The sequence below is a fragment of the Thermostichus sp. MS-CIW-40 genome (assembly GCF_054058315.1).
The window spans coordinates 59,823-78,771 of sequence record NZ_JBSSAC010000005.1 but is presented as its reverse complement, the minus strand read 5'-3'; the positions used below and the strand labels follow the sequence as shown (position 1 = coordinate 78,771).

14 protein-coding genes are annotated in these 18,949 nt (G+C 60.1%); 6 read left to right on the top strand and 8 right to left on the bottom strand.

All coding sequences use genetic code 11. The features are described from left to right. Positions 1–125: 125 nt before the first annotated feature. The 4 genes from menA to ACVWXF_RS03110 all read left to right on the top strand — a co-directional run bounded on the left by menA (position 126) and on the right by ACVWXF_RS03110 (position 7,702). Positions 126–1,067 carry a 2-carboxy-1,4-naphthoquinone phytyltransferase gene (gene menA / locus ACVWXF_RS03125; protein WP_457473600.1) on the top strand — a complete coding sequence of 314 codons (942 nt, stop codon included), beginning with the start codon at positions 126–128 and terminating at the stop codon, positions 1,065–1,067. A gap of 154 nt (positions 1,068–1,221) precedes the next feature. Beyond that, complete coding sequence (locus tag ACVWXF_RS03120; RefSeq protein ID WP_457473599.1) at positions 1,222–3,015, top strand: LptA/OstA family protein; 1,794 nt, start codon at positions 1,222–1,224, stop codon at positions 3,013–3,015. A gap of 77 nt (positions 3,016–3,092) precedes the next feature. Beyond that, the gene (locus tag ACVWXF_RS03115) at positions 3,093–4,271 is read left to right on the top strand and encodes an LptF/LptG family permease (protein ID WP_457473598.1); all 1,179 of its coding nucleotides are present in this window, start codon (positions 3,093–3,095) and stop codon (positions 4,269–4,271) included. Next, positions 4,253–7,702 carry a hypothetical protein gene (locus tag ACVWXF_RS03110; RefSeq protein ID WP_457473597.1) on the top strand — a complete coding sequence of 1,150 codons (3,450 nt, stop codon included), beginning with the start codon at positions 4,253–4,255 and terminating at the stop codon, positions 7,700–7,702. Before ACVWXF_RS03115 ends, ACVWXF_RS03110 begins: the two co-directional genes overlap by 19 nt. A 44-nt stretch (positions 7,703–7,746) precedes the next feature. Here the strand turns inward: ACVWXF_RS03110 and ACVWXF_RS03105 are convergent, their stop codons facing one another. From ACVWXF_RS03105 to ACVWXF_RS03095, 3 genes are all read right to left on the bottom strand, one after another. Beyond that, positions 7,747–9,378 carry an alpha-D-glucose phosphate-specific phosphoglucomutase gene (locus ACVWXF_RS03105; protein WP_457473596.1) on the bottom strand — a complete coding sequence of 544 codons (1,632 nt, stop codon included), beginning with the start codon at positions 9,376–9,378 and terminating at the stop codon, positions 7,747–7,749. Between the two features lie 139 nt (positions 9,379–9,517). Continuing rightward, complete coding sequence (gene arsJ / locus ACVWXF_RS03100; RefSeq protein WP_457384258.1) at positions 9,518–10,804, bottom strand: organoarsenical effux MFS transporter ArsJ; 1,287 nt, start codon at positions 10,802–10,804, stop codon at positions 9,518–9,520. 25 nt (positions 10,805–10,829) lie between these two features. Continuing rightward, the gene (locus ACVWXF_RS03095; protein ID WP_457473595.1) at positions 10,830–11,840 is read right to left on the bottom strand and encodes an ArsJ-associated glyceraldehyde-3-phosphate dehydrogenase; all 1,011 of its coding nucleotides are present in this window, start codon (positions 11,838–11,840) and stop codon (positions 10,830–10,832) included. A gap of 587 nt (positions 11,841–12,427) precedes the next feature. Here ACVWXF_RS03095 and ACVWXF_RS03090 point away from each other — a divergent pair. Both ACVWXF_RS03090 and ACVWXF_RS03085 read left to right on the top strand, forming a co-directional pair. Next, positions 12,428–13,111 (top strand): DUF2232 domain-containing protein, encoded by a 684-nt coding sequence (locus ACVWXF_RS03090; RefSeq protein WP_414409010.1) that lies wholly within the window; start codon positions 12,428–12,430, stop codon positions 13,109–13,111. A gap of 242 nt (positions 13,112–13,353) precedes the next feature. Then, the gene (locus ACVWXF_RS03085; RefSeq protein ID WP_011433877.1) at positions 13,354–13,593 is read left to right on the top strand and encodes a DNA-directed RNA polymerase subunit omega; all 240 of its coding nucleotides are present in this window, start codon (positions 13,354–13,356) and stop codon (positions 13,591–13,593) included. Positions 13,594–13,689: 96 nt separating this feature from the next. Here the strand turns inward: ACVWXF_RS03085 and ACVWXF_RS03080 are convergent, their stop codons facing one another. From ACVWXF_RS03080 to ACVWXF_RS03060, 5 genes are all read right to left on the bottom strand, one after another. Beyond that, positions 13,690–14,199 carry a mechanosensitive ion channel family protein gene (locus tag ACVWXF_RS03080; RefSeq protein WP_457440702.1) on the bottom strand — a complete coding sequence of 170 codons (510 nt, stop codon included), beginning with the start codon at positions 14,197–14,199 and terminating at the stop codon, positions 13,690–13,692. 130 nt (positions 14,200–14,329) lie between these two features. Continuing rightward, positions 14,330–15,547 carry a hypothetical protein gene (locus ACVWXF_RS03075; protein WP_457473594.1) on the bottom strand — a complete coding sequence of 406 codons (1,218 nt, stop codon included), beginning with the start codon at positions 15,545–15,547 and terminating at the stop codon, positions 14,330–14,332. A 38-nt stretch (positions 15,548–15,585) separates the two neighbouring features. Continuing rightward, positions 15,586–16,704: a calcium/proton exchanger gene (gene cax, locus ACVWXF_RS03070; protein WP_414351337.1), complete on the bottom strand. Its 1,119-nt coding sequence runs from the start codon at positions 16,702–16,704 to the stop codon at positions 15,586–15,588. Between the two features lie 210 nt (positions 16,705–16,914). Next, positions 16,915–17,685 carry a hypothetical protein gene (locus ACVWXF_RS03065; protein WP_457473593.1) on the bottom strand — a complete coding sequence of 257 codons (771 nt, stop codon included), beginning with the start codon at positions 17,683–17,685 and terminating at the stop codon, positions 16,915–16,917. A 168-nt stretch (positions 17,686–17,853) separates the two neighbouring features. Continuing rightward, complete coding sequence (locus ACVWXF_RS03060) at positions 17,854–18,756, bottom strand: PLP-dependent cysteine synthase family protein (protein ID WP_011433884.1); 903 nt, start codon at positions 18,754–18,756, stop codon at positions 17,854–17,856. Positions 18,757–18,949 lie beyond the last annotated feature (193 nt).

The following is an 18,949-nucleotide window of genomic DNA, read 5'->3' as shown; positions in this document are numbered from 1 at the left end:
TCACGGACTGCAAAGTTTCTTAGCATCCTGGAGAATGCTTCCTAAGGCGCTCTACCTTACAGAACAGATATAGACAGATCCGGAGACGGGCCCCAGAGCAGGCTTGCTCCCCAAGGAGAACTCCCATGAATCCAGATGTCAGCCAAGTGCAGCCAGCAGCAGAGGTCGCATGGAGTGACCCCTCCCGCCGGCAATTGTGGATGGCTGCCCTCAAGCCCCCCATGTACAGTGTGGCGATCATGCCCATCTGGGTGGGATCCGCCATTGCCTATGCCCAGTCAGGGGTACTGGATTTGGGGGTTTTGGGGGTGTTTTGGGGAGCCGCCATCTGCATCTTGGCCTGGGTCAACCTCAGCAACGACGTGTTCGATGCCCAGACAGGGGTGGACAAAAACAAACTCCACTCGCTGGTCAACCTGACAGGCAAGCCGGGGCGGGTGTTTTGGGTGGGGAATGCCTTTTTGGCTCTGGGGCTGCTGGGGATCCTGTGGCTGAGCTGGCGGCAATCGGATCCCACGGTGCTGCTGTTGGTGCTGCTGGCCTGCGGGCTGGGCTATGCCTACCAGGGGCCGCCCCTGCGCCTGGGCTATCAGGGCCTGGGCGAGATCCTCTGCTTTTTCAGCTTTGGGCCGCTGGCGGTTTTGGCCGCCCACTACAGCCAAAGCCAGACCTGGTCGCTGCCGGGGTTGGCAGCCTCACTGGTGGTGGGGATGGCGACCAGCTTGATCTTGTTTTGTTCCCATTTCCATCAAGTGCAGGATGACCTAGCCTGCGGCAAGCGCTCGCCGGTGGCCCGCCTGGGGACTTTGCGCTCGGCCCGCCTCATCCCCTGGCTCTGCGGCAGCCTTTTTGGCCTGATGCTGCTGTTTGTGGGGCTGGGGATCTTTCCAGCTTGGACCCTGCTGAGTTTGGCGGGGATCCCGTTTGCGGTGCGGCTCTCCCGCCTGCTGGGGGCTTACTATGACCAGCCGCAGCGGATTAGCCATTCCAAGTTCATCGCCGTCAGTCTCCATTTTTGGCTGGGGCTGTTTCTGGGGCTAGGGTTCATCCTCAGCCGCTATGGCTGAAGGCTGAAAAGTCGGCTTAAGGCTAGGTGTGCGCGGGATCCCCCCGGTGCAGCCGGCAAAATGAGATAAGCTACAGCCTAGTGCGCTAGGTCAGAGCATGGCCTCTGAGGTGAGTCATCGGTTCGGGTCGAGGTGAGGCGGCAGCGAAAACAGGATGCGGCGATTCTTCAATTCCAACCTGGGAGTGGCGCTGTTGGGGAGCAGCATCTTGGCTGCTTTGGTGGGCTGGGCCTTGTCGATCGACATCGAAGAAGTGAAGGTGGAGTCTCCTCCCCCCGACCAGCCCCTCTCGGTCAGCCGCAGGGTAGATATCTTGGGTCGTCGGGGAGGCCATCAGCGGTGGCGACTGATCGCCGAGCAGGTGGATCTGGCAGCTGGGCAACAGGTATTTGAACAGGGGGCACACGGCTACTTCTACGGAGAAGGTGCCGACCGGCAAAAAGGGGTGCCGGATCCCTTTTTTGATAGCAGCGAGCAGATGACTTGGCGGGCCAAGCGAGCCCGCTACAATGCCACCGCCGATGAGCTGTATTTGGATGAGGAGGTGGAGGTGAGGAGCAGCGACGGCAGCTTGCTCTTGACCAGCGCCCTGAGAGTCACCCCCGAAGAACGCATCGAGGTGCCCGCGGAGTTCACCCTCAAAGGCCGGGAAATGGTGTTGCAGGGCCGCTCCGGTTCGTTTAACTTTCAGTTTGCCCTTCTCAGGGCCGAGCAGGGCAAGCTGATAGTGTTGCCCCCAAACGGCTCGGCACCCACCTCCACCACCATCACCGCCGACCAGATCACCTACGACCGCACCAACCAGGTGGCCGAGGGGAAAGGGAACCTGCGCATTCGCGAACGCGGCATCGAGATTCGCGCTCCCCAGGGCACCTACCTGCGGCAACAGGCCCAAAGCATTCTCTCCGGCGGCGTGGTGTTACAGGAGGTGGCCGGCGACAGCAGCCGGGATCCCTTATTGGCCGATCTGCGCTTGGCCCAGGCCTCTCCCGGCCCGGAGGCGACCCCAGACCAACAGGATCAAGAAGTCACCATCATTGCCGACCGCCTCACCTACGACCGCAACACACAAATTGCCCAAGGGGAAGGCAACCTGGAGATCCGCCAGGGGGAAACCATCATCCAGGCGGCCCAGGGCACCTACCGCCGCCGCGAATCCCAAAGTCTGTTGACGGGAGGAGTTACCCTGGAAGAACCCGGACGGGTGCTCACCTCCGCCCGCCTGGAGGGCAACCACCGCGACAAGATCTTCCTCTTTGAAGACAACGTCCTCTACCGGCAGATGGCTACCTCCACTCCGGCGCCCAGCGAGGGATCCCTGACAGAGGAGCTGCGCCAAGCCGAAACCGAGGTGCGGGCTGCCCGCCTGGTTTACAACTCCCGCACCGGTACTTCCGAGTTTAGCGATGCCGTCGAGTTTATCCAGCGGGGACGTAGGGCCAAGGCCAACCAAGCCACCATCACCCCTGAAAAGGTGGAGCTGCGGGGAGAGGTGGTGATCGAGCAGATCGAGGGGGAGTGGCTGGCGCGGCGGCTACAAAACCCGGAGACCCAGGCCGATGTGGATCAGCCGACGGTGATCTACGCCGACCGGGTGGAGATCGACCAAGCCAGCGGCGATGCCCGCTTCTTTGGCAATGTGGTTATTGTGCAGGCCAACCGCGCCATCGAAGGGGATCGCGCCGATTACTTTGACCGAGAACAAATTTTCAAAATCAGCGCCGAACAGGCTCCTGTGGTGCTCTGCGATCGGGGAGAGGTCGGCCGCCTTCCCGGGGAGAGCACCCAAGCTCTGCCGGGCCGCAACGCGCTGGATCAGATGTGCCGGGGCGCCAATCGCCTCAGTGGCAAGCTGGTTACCCTGAACATAAAACAAGATGAATACACCGTCGAAGGGGACGGGCAACAGCAGGGCATGTTTCAGTTTCGCATCACCGACGCCCTCTGATGGGATCCCCCCTCGGGGAGCCATCTGTGGTTTTTGATCGTCCAGGTTTGGCTGAGGTTGTGATCCGAGGTGATGTCATGACGGCTCCACTCGCCGAGGGCAAACTGCGCAGAACCCCTGCTCAAGCGGGCAGCTTTTGGGGATCCCTGAAATTGGGGGCTGCCTTTTTGGAGTTTTATCTCTTCAAAGAGATGATCCGCCCCTTCTTTCTGGGAGTGGCCGGGGGGACGGTGCTGATGCTGGGCAACCAGCTCTTTATCTACGCCGATCTGCTGGTGAAAAAGGGCGCCCCTCCCCTGACCATTTTGCACATTCTCCTCCTCAATTTGCCCGCCATTTTGGTGGTCACCTTTCCCATTGCCGGCCTCTTTGCCACCTTGCTCACCCTGGGCAAAATGGGAGCCGACAGCGAGATCACCGCCCTGCGTGCTGCTGGGATCCCTTACCGCAAGGTGTTTATTCCCGTGCTCTGTATTGGCCTGCTGATCAGCGGCTTGGCGCTGTTGACCAATGAAGTGATTGTGCCGGAAACCAACCAAAAGGTGAAAATCCTGAACAAGAACCTCATCTTGGCTCAAGATGCTCTTTTGTTTAATCCAGAAGAGATCGTGCGGGTGGATGATGATCTCTGGTTTCATGTCGGATCGATTGACCCGAAGACCGGCTTGATGCGGGATTTGCTGATCCTGGATCGCAAGGCCGAGACCGGCCACCTGCGCTATCCCCAAGTGATCTCCGCCCAAACCGCGCAGCAGGTGGGCCAATCGTGGCAACTGCGAGATGTGGTGATCCGCCGTTATGACGAGCAGGGGCGCACCTACTATGAAGGCCAGGTGGAAGAAATGCAGCTCAACATCGTCAACAAACTGGTGGGCCTGGTGTACGCGGAAAAGGTGCCCCAAGAGCAACGGGCGGGGGAGCTGTGGGAGCAGTGCCAGCGATATCGAGCGGAGCAACGTCCTTCTGCCGATGTGGCTCGCTGCCTGACGGAATACCACCTCAAGTTCGCCATTCCTTTGGCCAGCTTTTTCGCCATCTTGGTGGCTGCCCCCTTGGGCCTGCAAACGGTGCGGCAAACGGGGCGCTACGGCGGCGTGGCGCTAGCGATTGTTCTGGTGTTTATTTACTATGTACTGATGAGCCTGGGACGAGCGATGGGTCGAGTTGAGCACATCGATCCCTGGCTGGCTTCCTGGTTGCCGAATATGATTTTCGGTGGGGTAGGCCTTTCTTTACTGTGGCGGTTTTTACGGTGAAATCCTGCAACTTCCCCCCTGACTTCAGCCCTTGGGCAAAGTGGTTGGCTCTTTGCTGGGGCGGCTCCCTGTGGTTGGGGACAGGAGAGGCCGTCTTCGCCCAGTTGGACCCCCTGCCCACTGTTGGCGTCGGCAGGACGGAGTTCTCTCTGGAGGGCTACCAGCGCTTTCGGTCAGCGCAAACACTTGCTCAGCGCCTGCAACTGGCCCGCCGGGCTTCCAGCCCAGAACCGATGGCTGCCGCCGACGAGGAGCCCATCACCTTGGCCGAGGCGCAATCTTCTCTGCCTGCTACAGCCTTGACTGCGGCAACCCCACCCCCTACGGCCCCGGTCTCTCCTCCCCTTGCCAACTCTCCTGAAAAGCCCCTCACGCCAGAAGAACTGAACCGACAGCGGCTACAACGGCTGTTGGCCGAAGGGGCAGCAGCCCATGCTCGGCGACAGGCGCAGCAGGCCCAGGCAACACCTTCTCCCCAACCCCCTTCACCGGCGACGCCCACTGCAGCAGTTCCCACCCTGAACTCCCTTCGGCTTTCCCAGCCCATGACTTCTCAGGCTGAAGCCCTGCAGGTGGAAGAGCAACCCTGGCTGCGCCCCACCAAGGACTCCGTCCCGCTAACGCGATCGGAATCCAATGGCGAAAACCGGGCTACGGCCCAACTGCAAGGTGGAGCCGGTTCAGAGGCAAGGTTGCACCGGATCCCAGCTTCCCCCAAGACCATTCCTCCCCTGATCTCCCAAGCCGGTGGGAGCTTGGATTTGGGCGGTGTCCTGTTGGCAGAGGCCACCCCTGGGTCGGGGCTGACGGGATCCCCTCCAAGGGGAACGGAAGCCTTTATCCCCACCGCTGGCTCACCCCTGGCTCCTCAACTGCTGGAGCAGTTCCCCCTTTTGCGGGATCTGGGCACCGGGGCAGATGCCGTCTCGGCGACAGGGAACGTTAGCCAGGGATCCCAGATTCGCCAGCAGCTCTCGGCCACCGCGCAGCGGCAAATTCCCCTTGACCCGGATCAAATCAACGTGAGTGGGGATGTGCTCAGCTACATCGCCGAACAAGACCTGGGCATTGCCGAGGGGAACGCCTTGATCCAACTGGCTGACGGCACCCGCATCACCGGCGACCGGCTGCTGTTTTATCGGCGGGAGCGACGCCTGCGCAGCGAGGGCCCTTTTCGCATGGAGCAGCCCCCTGGCCCCCAAGGGCGCGGGATCCGGCAAATCGAAGGGCGAAATTTGGATCTGGATATCCCCGGTCGCACCGCCCAATTTGAGAGCTCGCTGGTCATTCTGCCGGGGGAGGAGCCGGGCACCAAGGTTTTTGTGCGCAGCCAAGAGACCACCGCCATTTTGGGGGATCAGATCTTTTTCGAGAAAGCCACCGTCACCACCTCGCCAGAGCCGCCCATCACCCACTACGTGCAAGGGGATCGGGTGGAGGTGTTTCCCGATGACCGGGTGATCGTCTACGACGCCCGCGTGTTTGCCGGCGGCGAACTCACAGAAGCAGGGGATCTGCGGGCGGGCCTGCAGATTGCCTATTTCCCCCTGTTCATCTACAGCCTGCGGGATCACCAGTGGGTGCTGCCGGGGCGCAGCGAGACAGAGGGGGTGTTTGTCAAATCCAGTTGGGCCTACCGCTTCGACGAATACAACTTCGGCGGCCTGCGGCTGGATGTCATGCAGAAAAAAGGCTTGGGCATCGGCTTCCTGCAGGACTACATCCTGCCCATCCCGGACAGTGTCAACTACGGGCGAGCCCAGTTTTACTTGGTGACCGAAGCCGACCAACAGCGCTTCTCCAGCCGTTTCCGCATCGACCACAACTTCGACTTCTACGCTGCCAACCTCTTTGGGCAGGAAGGCCAACTGCGGGGACAGCTCAACCTCAACCTGGACAACACCTACCGTCCTGCCGGCGGGCGCAACGACAACGCCGATCTGCGTCTCAACGCCACCTTTCAGGGGGATCTCTCCACCACCACCCTCAACATCAGCCGCACCGGATCCCAGGAGCGGGGCATCTACAGCTTCCCCCTCACCCTCAGCCACACTCAGCGCTACGGGGGCGTGCATTGGCTGCAATCGGATCTGCGCTTGGACTACAACCAGCGGGTGAGCGTCAAAGATGGCCCCGACTTTGCCGATGCGCGGTTGACGCTGGGCACTCAACTGACCCCACCCGGTTGGGGAGGTACCTATCGCCTGGCCTACCGTGCCTACAGCAGTTCCAATGGCGACAACGAGCCGCGTCGCAACTTCGAGCTGGCCTTTAACCCCGACCTCATTCGCATCACGCCCGATATTGCCCTCAGCAGCGCCCTCACCCTGACTCAAGAGCAACAGCCGGATCAGGAGGTGGGGGCGGGCCTCCACTTTTTCAATCGCTACGAGCTGCGCTCCAGCCTTCAGTTCAACGATATTCAACCGGCTCCCTGGATCACCTTCATGCCGGGTTCTATCGATTACACCCAAGTTCTCTACTCCACTCCCGACCAGGAGTCTACCGTCAGCCTCAACCCTCGCCTCAGTCTCAGACCTGCCGACTGGAATACCATCGACCTGCGCTACAGCCGCACCTTCTACGGCAACAATTCTGTGCCCTTCCAAACCCTCTCCACCAGCCCTAAAGATGTGGATCGCATCAATGCCAACATCAGCTTCTTTACGCCCCGCGATCCCCTACCCGATGTGCCCCCAGGCTACATTGCCTTTGAAGATGACCTGCCCGGCGAGCTGCCGATAGCCCTGACCTTCCCCGACGATACCCCGGAGGATTTGGCAGCGATTGCCTCCCGCAACTTGCAGGAGCTGCAGGCAGAGGTGAAAAACCTGGTGCGCCTGGACACCAGCCTTGGCTACGACTTCATCACCCAGAAGTGGGATACCCTCAACGCCAACTTCACCTGGAACACCGCTCCTGATCTGTTCAACATTCAGTTGCAGACGGCCTACGACCTCAACGAAGGGCAGTTGCAACCGATCCGTCTGGAATATCGGGGGCGCAGCAGCACCACGTTTAACCGGGATCAACGCTCTGGCCTGGATGTGTATGAGCCGGGGATCAGCTATGCGCTGCAGGCGGTTTACGATCCCCGGTTGGGCCAGATCTCTACCTATGGTCTGGAGCTGGATGCCACTCTCGGCACGCAGTGGCAAAACCACTGGCGGCTCCGCCTGGGCCTGACGGAAGCAGGGATCCGCCGGGTGGAAGTCCGCCGTGACCTGCGGGATTTTGAGCTGCGCTTTGCCTACGATCCGGTGGCAGAGTCACTGCGCTTGGAAGGGATCCTGGTGGCTTTCCCCAGTCGCCCGGTGGGCCTCACCCAAGAGCGGGGAGATTTTCAACTGACCTCTCCCATCACCTCCCCTATCGGCACCTTTTTGCTCCGCGACGCCGACGCGACCGGCTGGGATGGCCTCAGGCCCTGATCCCCGCTTCCCTGGGAAGGCTCCCTGTCCACTGTTGCGACGGGCTAGGTGATGACGTCTGGCTGCTGCCGACCGGTGCGGGCGCGAATCTGGGCAAGGTGATCGGCCAGTTGAATCTGTTCGGCCAAGGCCACTTGGGGATCCAGGCCATGCCGGGCGGGATCCAGCTCCAATCGCTCCAGGTACACCCGCAGGGTGGCTCCGTGGGTGCCGGTTCCCGAAAGCCGGTAGATGATGCGGGATCCATCCTCAAAGCCAATGCGGATCCCTTGGTGGCTGGTGGTGCTGCCGTCCACGGGATCGGTGTAGCTGAAGTCATCGGCATAAGCCACTGTGTGGGATCCCAAGCGCTGGCCCACCCACCCGGGCAGGGAGCGTCGCAAGTCTTCCATCAGCGCCTCGGCCACCTCCACCGGCAGTCCCTCGTAGTCGTGACGGGAGTAGACGTTGCGCCCATAGGTGCGCCAGTGCTCTTCCACGATCTGCCGCACCGGCTGCCGTCGAACGGCCAAAATGTTCAGCCAAAACAGGACGGCCCAGAGCCCGTCTTTTTCCCGGATGTGGTGGGATCCGGTACCGAAGCTCTCTTCCCCGCAGAGGGTGACCTTGCCGGCATCCAGCAGGTTGCCGAAGAATTTCCAGCCGGTGGGGGTCTCGTAGCAAGGGATCCCCAACTTGGCCGCCACCCGATCTGCTGCCTGGCTGGTGGGCATGGAGCGGGCAATTCCCGCCAGACCTTCTCGGTAGCCGGGTACCCGGTGGGCATTGGCAGCCAAGACTGCCAAGCTGTCGCTGGGGGTCACGTAAAATTGGCGGCCCAGGATCAGGTTGCGATCCCCATCCCCATCGGAAGCGGCCCCAAAGTCCGGCCCATCTTCCCGAAACAACAGTTCCACCAATGAGCGGGCATGCACCAGGTTGGGATCCGGGTGTCCGCCGCCAAAATCCGGCAGGGGCTGCCCGTTGAGCACACTGCCCTCTGGCGCTCCCAGGGATCCCTGCAAAATGGCGTGGGCATAGGGGCCGGTGACGGCGTGCATGGCGTCGAAGGCAATGCGGATCCCGGAAGCCAGGTAGTCGCGGATGGCCTCGAAATCGAACAGGCGCTGCATCAGGCTCAAGTAATCGGCCACCGGGTCAATGACGGACACCGTCAGGGATTCCAGCCGTTGCTCGCCCAAGCGATCCAGATCGACATCGGGAGCTTCCAGGATGCGGTACTCCCGGATCTGCTGGGTGCCGGCGTAAATGGCCTCAGTCACCTTCTCCGGGGCAGGGCCGCCGTTGCCGATGTTGTACTTAATGCCGAAATCCCCCTGGGGGCCGCCGGGGTTGTGGCTGGCAGAGAAGATGATCCCCCCGTAGGCGCCGTACTTGCGGATGAGACAGGAAACCGCCGGCGTGGAGAGGATCCCTCCTTGGCCCACCAGGACTCGCCCGATGCCGTTGGCCGCCGCCATCTTGAGCAGGATCTGAATGGCCTCGCGGTTGTAGTAGCGGCCATCTCCCCCCACCACCAGGGTTTGGCCGGCGGATCCCTCTAGGACATCAAAAATGGATTGGACGAAGTTTTCCAGGTAGTGGGGCTGCTGAAACACCGATACCGGCTTGCGCAGGCCAGAGGTGCCGGGTCTCTGGCCAGGGAAGGGCGTCGTGGGAACAATGCGCAGGCTCATAGGCTGCCGGAAAAGCTGTTTGCTCCTTTACTATCTCATCGTTGGGCCTCTCGTTTGTGCTGAGCAGAGTTCTTTCCCCTCCACCCATTTGTGGATGGGTTGAATGGATGCATCGATCTCCGCTGGTAGCCCTCCATCCTCAATCCCCTGGCTTAACCACCCACTCCACCGGGGTTTTGCTGGGATCCGGCAATTTCAACGAGAACAGCCCCGCCGCCAAGATCAAGAGGGTGGAAAACCAAAGACAGCCCTCCAATCCGTAGAACTGGAAGAGGATCCCAGAAGTTACCGTCCCCAACAGCCGCCCGCCGGAATTAGCCATGTAATAAAAGCCCACATTGAGGGCTACGTCGTCGTCTTCCGTGTAGGCCAGCACCAGGTAGGAATGCACTGCCGAATTGAAGGCAAAGACGATCCCGAACAGGATCAAGCCGCCGGTGATCACCAGCTCCGGTGCCAGCCCGGCCATGAAGGCTGTGGCAATGATCGCCGGCACCGCCGTCAGCACGAAGGTCCAAATCTGGATGGTGCGGGCCTTGGGAGCACGGCCAGGGCGACCCCCGCTCAGCAGTTGCGGTGCTACAAACTGAATGAACCCATAGCCAATCACCCAGATGGCCATGTAACTGCCCACCTGCATAAAAGTCCAGCCCAGTTCGTCGTAGAGAAACACCGGCAGGGCCACCACAAACCACACATCCCGCGACCCAAACAGGAAAAAGCGAGCTGCCGAGAGGATGTTGATCTCTCTGCTCTTGGAAAACAGCCGCTTGAAGGGGATCTTGGCCTTGATTTTGCCCATGTCTGCAGGCAGCAGTGCCCCCGAACAGAAGATCAAAGCCAACGCCCCCGCCTGGACAAAGTTGGCCATGCGGAAGCCCATGGGATCCCCGTAGATTTCGGTGAAGATCTGCAGCAGGGCCGCTCCCACAAAGAACCCCACCCCCTTGAGGGCGTTTTTGGATCCGGTGAGCATAGCCACCCAACGAAACAGGCGGGATTCCGCTTCTTTGGGCACCACCAGGCGGATGGCGCTTTTGGAGCTCATCTTGGTGAGGTCTTTGGCGATCCCGGCCAGAGCTTGGGCCGTCATCACGTAGGCCACCTGGCCCCAGACCGGCCACTGCATGTTCAACACGCCCAGCATCACCAAACCGAAGATCTGGATGGCAATGCCCCCATACAGGGTCAGCCGCAGGCCAAACAGGGATCCAATCCAGCCGCCCAGGAAGTTGGTAATAACCCCGAAGATCTCGTAGAAGAGAAACAGCATGGCAATTTGGATCGGGGTAAAGCCCAACTTGTGGAAGTGCAGCAGCACCAACATGCGGATGGCGCCATCGGTGATGGTGAACCCCCAATAGGCCGCTGTAACCAGGGCGTAGTTGCGAACCGCAGAGGCTTGAGCCGTCGAAACAGAAGTCATGGGCAGGTCTCCAAGGGAGATGTTTCTATAGACTGCGGGCCACTTTGCGGGCCAGTTCCGCCATGCGGTTGGCGTAGCCCCATTCGTTGTCGTACCAGGCCAGGATCTTCACCTGGGCGCCATCCACCACCATCGTCGAGGGCGCATCCACAATGCTGGAACGGGGATCCCCTTTGAAATCCACCGAGACCAAGGGCAGCTCCTCATAGCCAAGGATGCCTTTGAGTGGGCCCTCGGCTGCCGTTTTTAAAAGGTGATTAACCTCCTCCACAGTGGTGGGCCGCCTGACCTCAAACACGGCATCGGTTAGGGAAGCGTTCAAGAGAGGAACACGCACCGCAATGCCGTTCAACTTGCCGTTGAGTTCGGGGTAAATCAGCCCAATGGCCGTAGCAGAGCCGGTGGTGGTGGGCACCAAAGACAGCAGAGCGGAGCGGGCCCGCCGCAGGTCTTTGTGGGGGGCATCCACCATGGTTTGGGTATTGGTGACGTCATGGATGGTGGTGATCACCCCGTGAACAATGCCGATTCCCTCGTGGATGACCTTCACCAAAGGAGCCAGGCAGTTGGTGGTGCAGGAAGCCGCCGTGAGCAAATGGTGCCGGGCCGGGTCGTACAGGTGATCGTTGACGCCCATAACAATGTTGAGGGCCTCTTCGTCCTTGACAGGGGCAGCCACAATCACCTTGCGCACCCCCGCTTTGAAGTAGGCATCCAGCTCCGCTGCCTTGACAAATTTGCCCGAGCATTCCAGCACTAGCTCGATCCCCAACTCTGCCCAGGGCACTTCACCGGGGGATTTGTGTTCGCTGAAGGTGAGGGTTTTCTCTTGGATGCGCAGCCGGTTATCGGATCCCTCAATGTCGATAGCCCAGCGGCCCTGCACCGAGTCAAACTTCAACAGGTGGGCTGCCGTCGCCGCTCCCCCTTTGATCTCGTTGATGTGGGCGAATTCCAGATCTTTCCAGCCCCAAGCAGCCCGCAACACCAGCCGTCCAATGCGGCCAAAACCGTTGATGCCCACCCGCACTGCCATAGCATTGACCCTAGACTTGTCCAGAAGGGATCCCGCTCTCTCAGGGCAAATCCCGCCTCGACTTTATCAGAACGCCCTAGTCGTTTCAAGACAAGTTGATGGGTAGGGTCAGGAGAGACTGGCCGATGGGGGTCGGTTCACGGTTGGCCTTGGGAAATGTTGCCGAATGTCCTGAAATCCAAAAGGGATCCGCTGAGGCAGCCCCAATCGACAACAGGGCCTATCCTGTAGCCGATTTGCAGTCCAGATCCACACCTCTGGGCAACAATTCGCCCAACCCGGCAACCGGTGGCGTGACATACTCCCATCGCTGACCCTACGGGTACAGCGTGGGCTTCTCGCTTCAAAGTGCTACGCACCGCTGACGCGAACGGGGAGCCTACGCAAGAACCCTCCACGAGCAGACACGGAATGCCCTACCGCGTAGTTGCACCAGATTCCGGCAAAAGCCGTTTTGTGCAAGTACTCCCACCATACACCATGTGGGGGTATCTGTATCTCGACACTGACTCTACGAGTACAGTGCGGGGCTTAGCTACCCCCACACCCCGACAAGCTAAGCTGGGAAAAGTTGTGCTTTTCTGGATGTGCCCCCGCCGCCTCAGCCTTCTGTGCAGGATGACTTTCCTCCCTTACCCCCCCCACCTCCCCGTTCTCCGGCTTTGAGGGTGGTGGAAACGGCTTTTTTGGCCAGTACGGCAGCCTTGATCTGGATCCTGAGCTACACGCCGCTAGCTCCTTTCATGCGCCTGTTTTTCCCCATTCCGGTGGCGCTGGCGGTGATGCGCTGGGATCCCCGCACAGGGGCAATGGCCCTGGCAGTCTCCGGCCTGTTGCTGACGGTGCTGATAGGGCCCACGCGCAGCATTCTCTATGTCATTCCCTATGGTCTGCTGGGCTATTGGTGTGCCCGCCTGTGGCAGCAGCGTCTTTCCTGGTACGTCTCGGTGGTGAGCGGGGCTGTGCTCAGCGCCCTGGGCTTGATCTTTCAGTTGGTGCTTTCCTCCCTACTGGTGGGGGAAAACCTCTGGATCTACGTAACCATTCAACTTACCGGCCTAACCAACTGGCTCCTGGATGTGTCCCTCAGCCGATGGGGCGTCTACTGGGTGGCAGAACCCTGGATGGTTCAGGTGGTGGTGGTGGGATTTATTGCCTTCAATTCCCTCATCTACGTATTCACGGTGCATTTGGTGGCCGCCCTGGTGATGGAGCACTTTCGTTGCCCGCTGCCACCCCCGCCGAAGTGGGTACAGTTTTTGCTGGATTAGCAGCCCCTGTGAGTTGTACAAGAGCAGAGCAAGCTGCTCTACAAATGAGTTCTTGACAAATCTTGACAAATGAGTTCTTGGCAAAAGTCCCACCCTATTGCCATGCAACGCTACAGGAATGCAAGAACTGGAAGGTTCTCTGCTAGGATCGCGGTAGCGGGACGGAGTCCTTTCGCGTTAGCGGGACGGAGTCTCGTTGGGATCCTGGTGGCAACAAGATATCAAGATTTAAGACTGCGATTATGGCTTCCCGCAAGAATCAACTGGCTATTGACAATGACGAGCTGATGCGTCGGGTAGAGGCTCTGATCAACGCTTCCAAAAATCGCTATCGCATCACGGTACAGGTGGCCAACCGCGCCAAGCGCCGCCGCTACGAGGATCCGGATGATATAGAAGATGGCTGGATGAAGCCAATCCGCCGCGCTGTCATCGAAATGTCGGATGAACTGACTGAGCCGGAAATCATCGGCGATGAGTAGTCACTAGACTTGCGGCCTGCTGGCGCGACCGCCCTGTTGAAACTGCTAGCCGGCTGAGCGGCTAAGGGTAGAAGCTTTCGGCAGCCGCCTATTTTGTCAATTTGTCAAGTCGTTTGCAACGGGATCCCTTTCCCGCAGGCGAGCCTCGAGCCGCGATTCCATTAGGTGCAGCAGGCGGTGGGTCTCCTCTGGGCTGAGACCCTGGATGCGCATCTCCAAGGGGCTGTGGAACCAGAGGGTCTGCTGCGGGAAAGGAATCTGGATCCCTGCTTGATCGAAGGCGTGCTTGAGGCGACGGCGGTATTCCCGCGCCACCCTCCACTGCTGCAGGGGCTGCACCTTGATCCAAATGCGCAACGTGATCCCCCGCTCCCCCAGATCATCGACACCGTGCATTTCGGGGGGCTCGAGGATTTTTTCCCGCCAAGCTGGCTCCCGGTACATCTGCAGAGCCACCTGCTCGGTGATGCGTATTGCCTGTTCCAGATCGTTTTCATAGGCGATCACAATCCCCAGATCCACCCGTGACCAGCCGTTGGAGAGGTTCTCCACCACCCGGATGGCACTGTTGGGAATGGAGATCAAGCTGCCTTCGGTGTTGCGCAACTGGGTTAGCTAAACCGCCGGGAAGCCCCGCACTCTCTGCAACAGCAGGAGGGTCGGGATGAAAGGCGTATATATCCTGTGCCATAATCAACATGGCTGTACAAAACGGCGTTGCCGGAATCTGGTACAGCTACGCGGTGGGACATCCCGTGTCTGCGCGTGGAGGGTTCTTGCAGTAGCTCCCCGATGAAGCGCGAAGCCCACGCTGTACCTGTAGGGTTAGTGATGGGAGTATGTCACAGACGCTGGCAAAGGTGCTGAGGCGTTTGCTGAGGCGATAGGTGGGGGCATTTTGCTCTTGGCGCAGGGCAGCAAAGAGGTTATCCAGTACCAGTCCACTCAGCCAAACACTGCCATAGGTGGCCAGGCCCACCCCTGTCAACCGCAACAGAGGGCCGCGCAGCGAAACCAGGAAAAACGTTTGCAGGGGTCGCGTTTGTGGGAAAAGGCCCAAGCTCACCCCGACTCCGCCCACCCACAGGCTAATTTGCACCAGGCGTAGCAGGCGAATTTGCAGCTCCAAGTAGGATTCCTGCCGTTTGCGTCCGGCCTGTTGTTCGACCAAGACGGGATCCACGCCCGGCTGCTCTTCCCCCGCTAGGCGCTCCTGAATCTCTGCTTGGATGGCCTGGTATTCCGTCTGCAGGGCATCGCGTTTTTGCTGCAGCCGTCGCCGTTTTCGCTGGCAGAGCTGGCTCAGGCTCCCTACCACAGCCAAGATGCCGAGGGCAATCACCGCTTGGCGGCGCAAAAATTGAGGCTGCCGTTCCCGTTGCGAGGTGCGCAGCGCTTCCTCGACAATGCCGGCTACTTGCTCAGCCCAGTCCATGGGTTGGGCGCCCTGGAATTGAGCATCGAGGGAGGTGATGGTTAGCAAATGTCGCCCATTCACCCGGATAACAGGCTGGTTGGTCTGGCCGTCCAGGGTGACTTCAACCTGCAGCGCCTCTGGATCGAATCCGGCGCTGGCCAACTGGTGCAGGGTTTGTTCAATGGAGCGCACCCGCTGCAACACCGGAGGCAGGCTGCCGGGATCCCCCTGCGGTGCGGTAAACACGAACAAACGCCGCCCATCCAGCGTCACGGCCTCCGCCTGGATAGAAGAGGTGGGGAGGCTAAGCGCTTGCCGCAGCTCTTCTAGGGCATCCAAACGGTTGAGCAAAGGCAGGTTGGGGGCGGTGCCGTTGTTTTCGGCAGTTTCCTGCCCCCATGCGGGCCCGCCTATGGGGGATAGGGCAAAAGATGCACCGAAAAGGAGAGGCCACAACAGGGATCCCGTTTTCCTCGGCTTCGGCCTGCCTACCGTTCCCGTCAGCGGTGCGGGGCACCATTCGCAGCTTCGCAGCATGAGCCGTTTGCGTCAGCGGTGCAGAACACTTTAACGCCTCACTCCAGAAAGAAGAAGGCAATCCCGAGGATGGCATAGGTGGCCAAGAGCAGTAGCCCTTCCAGCCAGTTGGAGCGCCCATCGCTGCTGACGGAATTGATCAGCAGCACCGAGACGGCAATGGCCACCAACTCCACCATGCCGAAGTTGAAGTTCATGGGCTGATGCAGCACATCCCCGGCCAGCACCAGCAGAGGTGCCACAAACAGGGCAATTTGCATCGTCGAGCCCAGCGCCACCGAGAAGGAGAGATCCATCTTGTCTTTCATGGCCACCGTGATCGCCGTCGCATGCTCTGCCGCGTTGCCGATGATCGGCAACAAAATCACCCCCATAAACAGCGGCGTCATGTGAAAGTGTTCCAGCGTATCCTCTAGAGTGCTCACCAACAGTTCCGACTCCAGCGCCACCAACACCGTCAACCCCAAGAGGGCCAGCACCCAAAACCCCAAACCGGCTCCCTCGGGCGGAGCCGTCAGCACTTGGGGAATGGATCCCTCCGCCTGCAAAACCGGATTGGGGGCCAGGCGACTGGCCGCCTCATCTTCTGCGGCTTCCGCTTCGTGAAGGGTGTAGAGGTAACTGTGGGTTTTGAGGGAAAACAGCAAAGTGAGACCGTAAACCCCGATCAGCACCAGGGCTACCGCCGTGGATAGCTCTTGGATGGAGATCTCCCCCAAGTTGGCATCGGCATAGGTGACCACGCTGGGCAAGATCAAGGCCACCACCGCCAGGTTCATCACCGAGGCATTCATGCGGGCCACCTCGGGTCGAAAGCTCTGCTCTCGAAACTTGATCCCGCCCAAAAACATGGCCAAGCCGGCCACCAGGAGCAGGTTACTGATGATCGCGCCGGTGATGGAGGCTTTTACCACATCCACCAGCCCCGCCCGCAGTGCCACCAAGCCGATGATTAACTCCGCCGCATTGCCAAAGGTGGCGTTGATCAGCCCCCCGACTGTCGGCCCTGTCAAGGCTGCAATCTCTTCCGTGGCCTGACCCATAAACTTTGCCAAGGCCACCACCGCCAAAGCCGCACAGAGGAAGACCAGGTTGGGATCCCAGCCCCGGAAGTGCCCCACCCAAGATAGGGGAACCCCCAACAGCAGCAGGAACATTATGCTGTTCAGACCTCTCTGCCAACCTGATGCAGAGCGATCCAGGGAAATCAAAGGATTTGCATTAGCCAGGGTCATGGTTCACAAGGGGAGAAAAGGTAGCGACGATGGAGGCTGTTTGGGTTTCGGGGAGCCAGATCCCCCATGGCCAGGAGTGACCATCTCCAAGAGTCTAGCGGCTGCGAGGGGAGGTTGGATAGGTGCTGCTGGCTAGAGGGAGATAACCCGGTTGCGCTGCAACTGCCGGGCGATCTCGGCTCCCAGGTGATCGACCAGACGCTGGGGATCGGTGATTTTCAAAAAACTGCTGCCCTCTACCTCAAAGGGAAAGGATCCCTCGATGCCGTCGCGGGGGAGTTGTACCAGCAGCAATTGTTCGGGGCGCTTCGATTGCAGGGCATAGCCCAACTCCAGACAGACCTGAGGGCTGGGTAGGGGACGCCCCCGGCCATTCACCTGCACAGGGGTTACATCGGCCACCACCAGCAGCGCGTGCTTGAGCTTGCGAATCAAGGCCGCATCGATGAGCGGGGTCTCAGCCTCAGCGGGAAGGGATCCCTGAAGCTGTAGGGGCACAACCGGCCCGTGGTTGCGATTGAGGGTCTCTACCACGGCTTGCAATGCCCGGTGCAGAGTGGCGCTGGAGTCGGGGTAATCCGATTGGCCGCAGAAGTAGATGACCGGCTCGGTCATGTTCAGGGTGGCCCGCTTATTAAAGTAGATCTCACGGCTGATCAAATCGAGGTTGGAGATGCTGTAGGCGCCGCTGCCTTCGATGTAAAACTCCACCAGCTCTCCTTCCAGGTAGCGCTGCCACCATACGGAAGCCTTCACCTGCTCCACATCGTCGAGAAAGTCGGCCCGCATTGCCGTCTTCAAGAGGCCGGTACGGCTTAGGCGCAGGTCGGGGGCCCTCTGTTGGACTTGGGAAGCAGACAACACCGAATCCAAATACCAGGCTTTCAGGACGATGATCGCCATGGGATCCCTCTGCGCTCAGCCTTAAAGGTACGTGACATACTCCCACACTCATGCTGACGCAAAGCGCTCCGCGCCGCCAAAGCGAGAGAGTGCAGGCTTCAAGGACTCCGTCCCGCTGACAGGAAGAGTGGCCCGCGCCCTGTCCACAGGACGAGCGCCGGGAGGATGTCACTCCTCTGTCCAGAAACGCTCGGAAAGATATTTGTCAGCCCCGTCGCAAAAGATGGTCACCACCACTCCAGAGGAGAGCTGACGGGCCACCTCTAGGGCTGCCACCACATTGGCGCCGGCAGAGATGCCCACCAGCAGGCCTTCTTCCAACGCCAAGCGCTTGACCATTTTCTGGGCTGCTTCTGTGGAGATCTCAATGTGCTGGTCAGGCAGGGTGGGATCGTAAATCTCGGGTTTTAGAGCTGTGGCCATGTGCTTGAGCCCTTCCAGGCCATGGAAGGGAGAGTCGGGCTGCATGGCAATGATTTGGATATCCGGGCGATACTCTCGCAGGCGCCGCCCCACCCCCATACAGGTGCCGCTGGTGCCTAGCCCGGTAACAAAATGGGTGACCTGCCCCTGGGTTTGCTCCCAAATCTCCACCCCAGTGGTTTCGTAGTGGGCTTGCCAGTTGGCGGGGTTGCTGTACTGGTCAGGGTAGAAATAAAGCTCGGGGTTTTCCGCATAGAGGGCGCGGGCTTTCTCGATGGCCCCATCGGATCCCAGAGCGGGATCCGTCAGAACCAAGTCCACGCCATAGGCAGCCAGGATCTTCTTGCGCTCCGGGCTGGCGTTGGCGGGAAGAGCCAGCTTGACCTTGTAGCCCAAGGCGGCCCCGATCCAGGCATAGGCGATGCCGGTGTTACCGCTGGTGGCATCGAGGATGATCTTGCCGGGGGTAAGCTTGCCCTGGCGTTCGCCAGCGCGAATCATGTTGAGGGCCGGGCGATCCTTGACTGAACCCCCAGGGTTGTACCACTCTGCCTTGCCGTATACCCGTACCGATTCGGGCAAATCGGCAGCAACCCGCCGCAGACGGATCAGCGGCGTCCCCCCCACCAGCTCAATAGGGCTATCCACAGCAGGGAGTAACGGGCGAGAAGAAAATGCAGTCGGATACAAGGGGGATCCCTCGCTAGACAGGCATCGGCTGGACAACCATTGCTCATCTTACCCCGGTCTTTCCGGCCTCTTGGGAGCTTTTTAGTTTCCCCCTCCTGCCCAAGTTCTGGCTAGGCTCCAAGTAGGCTCTAAGATGGGGGTAGAAAAGTGG

Bases quoted from the DNA above. Each gene is read 5' to 3' on its own strand.
- arsJ (WP_457384258.1), bottom strand. From the start codon at position 10,804: ATGACTTCTGTTTCGACGGCTCAAGCCTCTGCGGTTCGCAACTACGCC.
- cax (WP_414351337.1), bottom strand. From the start codon at position 16,704: ATGTTCCTGCTGCTGTTGGGGGTTCCCCTATCTTGGGTGGGGCACTTC.
- ACVWXF_RS03095 (WP_457473595.1), bottom strand. From the start codon at position 11,840: ATGGCAGTGCGGGTGGGCATCAACGGTTTTGGCCGCATTGGACGGCTG.
- ACVWXF_RS03075 (WP_457473594.1), bottom strand. From the start codon at position 15,547: ATGCTGCGAAGCTGCGAATGGTGCCCCGCACCGCTGACGGGAACGGTA.
- ACVWXF_RS03105 (WP_457473596.1), bottom strand. From the start codon at position 9,378: ATGAGCCTGCGCATTGTTCCCACGACGCCCTTCCCTGGCCAGAGACCC.
- menA (WP_457473600.1), top strand. From the start codon at position 126: ATGAATCCAGATGTCAGCCAAGTGCAGCCAGCAGCAGAGGTCGCATGG.
- ACVWXF_RS03120 (WP_457473599.1), top strand. From the start codon at position 1,222: ATGCGGCGATTCTTCAATTCCAACCTGGGAGTGGCGCTGTTGGGGAGC.
- ACVWXF_RS03065 (WP_457473593.1), bottom strand. From the start codon at position 17,685: ATGGCGATCATCGTCCTGAAAGCCTGGTATTTGGATTCGGTGTTGTCT.
- ACVWXF_RS03115 (WP_457473598.1), top strand. From the start codon at position 3,093: ATGACGGCTCCACTCGCCGAGGGCAAACTGCGCAGAACCCCTGCTCAA.
- ACVWXF_RS03085 (WP_011433877.1), top strand. From the start codon at position 13,354: ATGGCTTCCCGCAAGAATCAACTGGCTATTGACAATGACGAGCTGATG.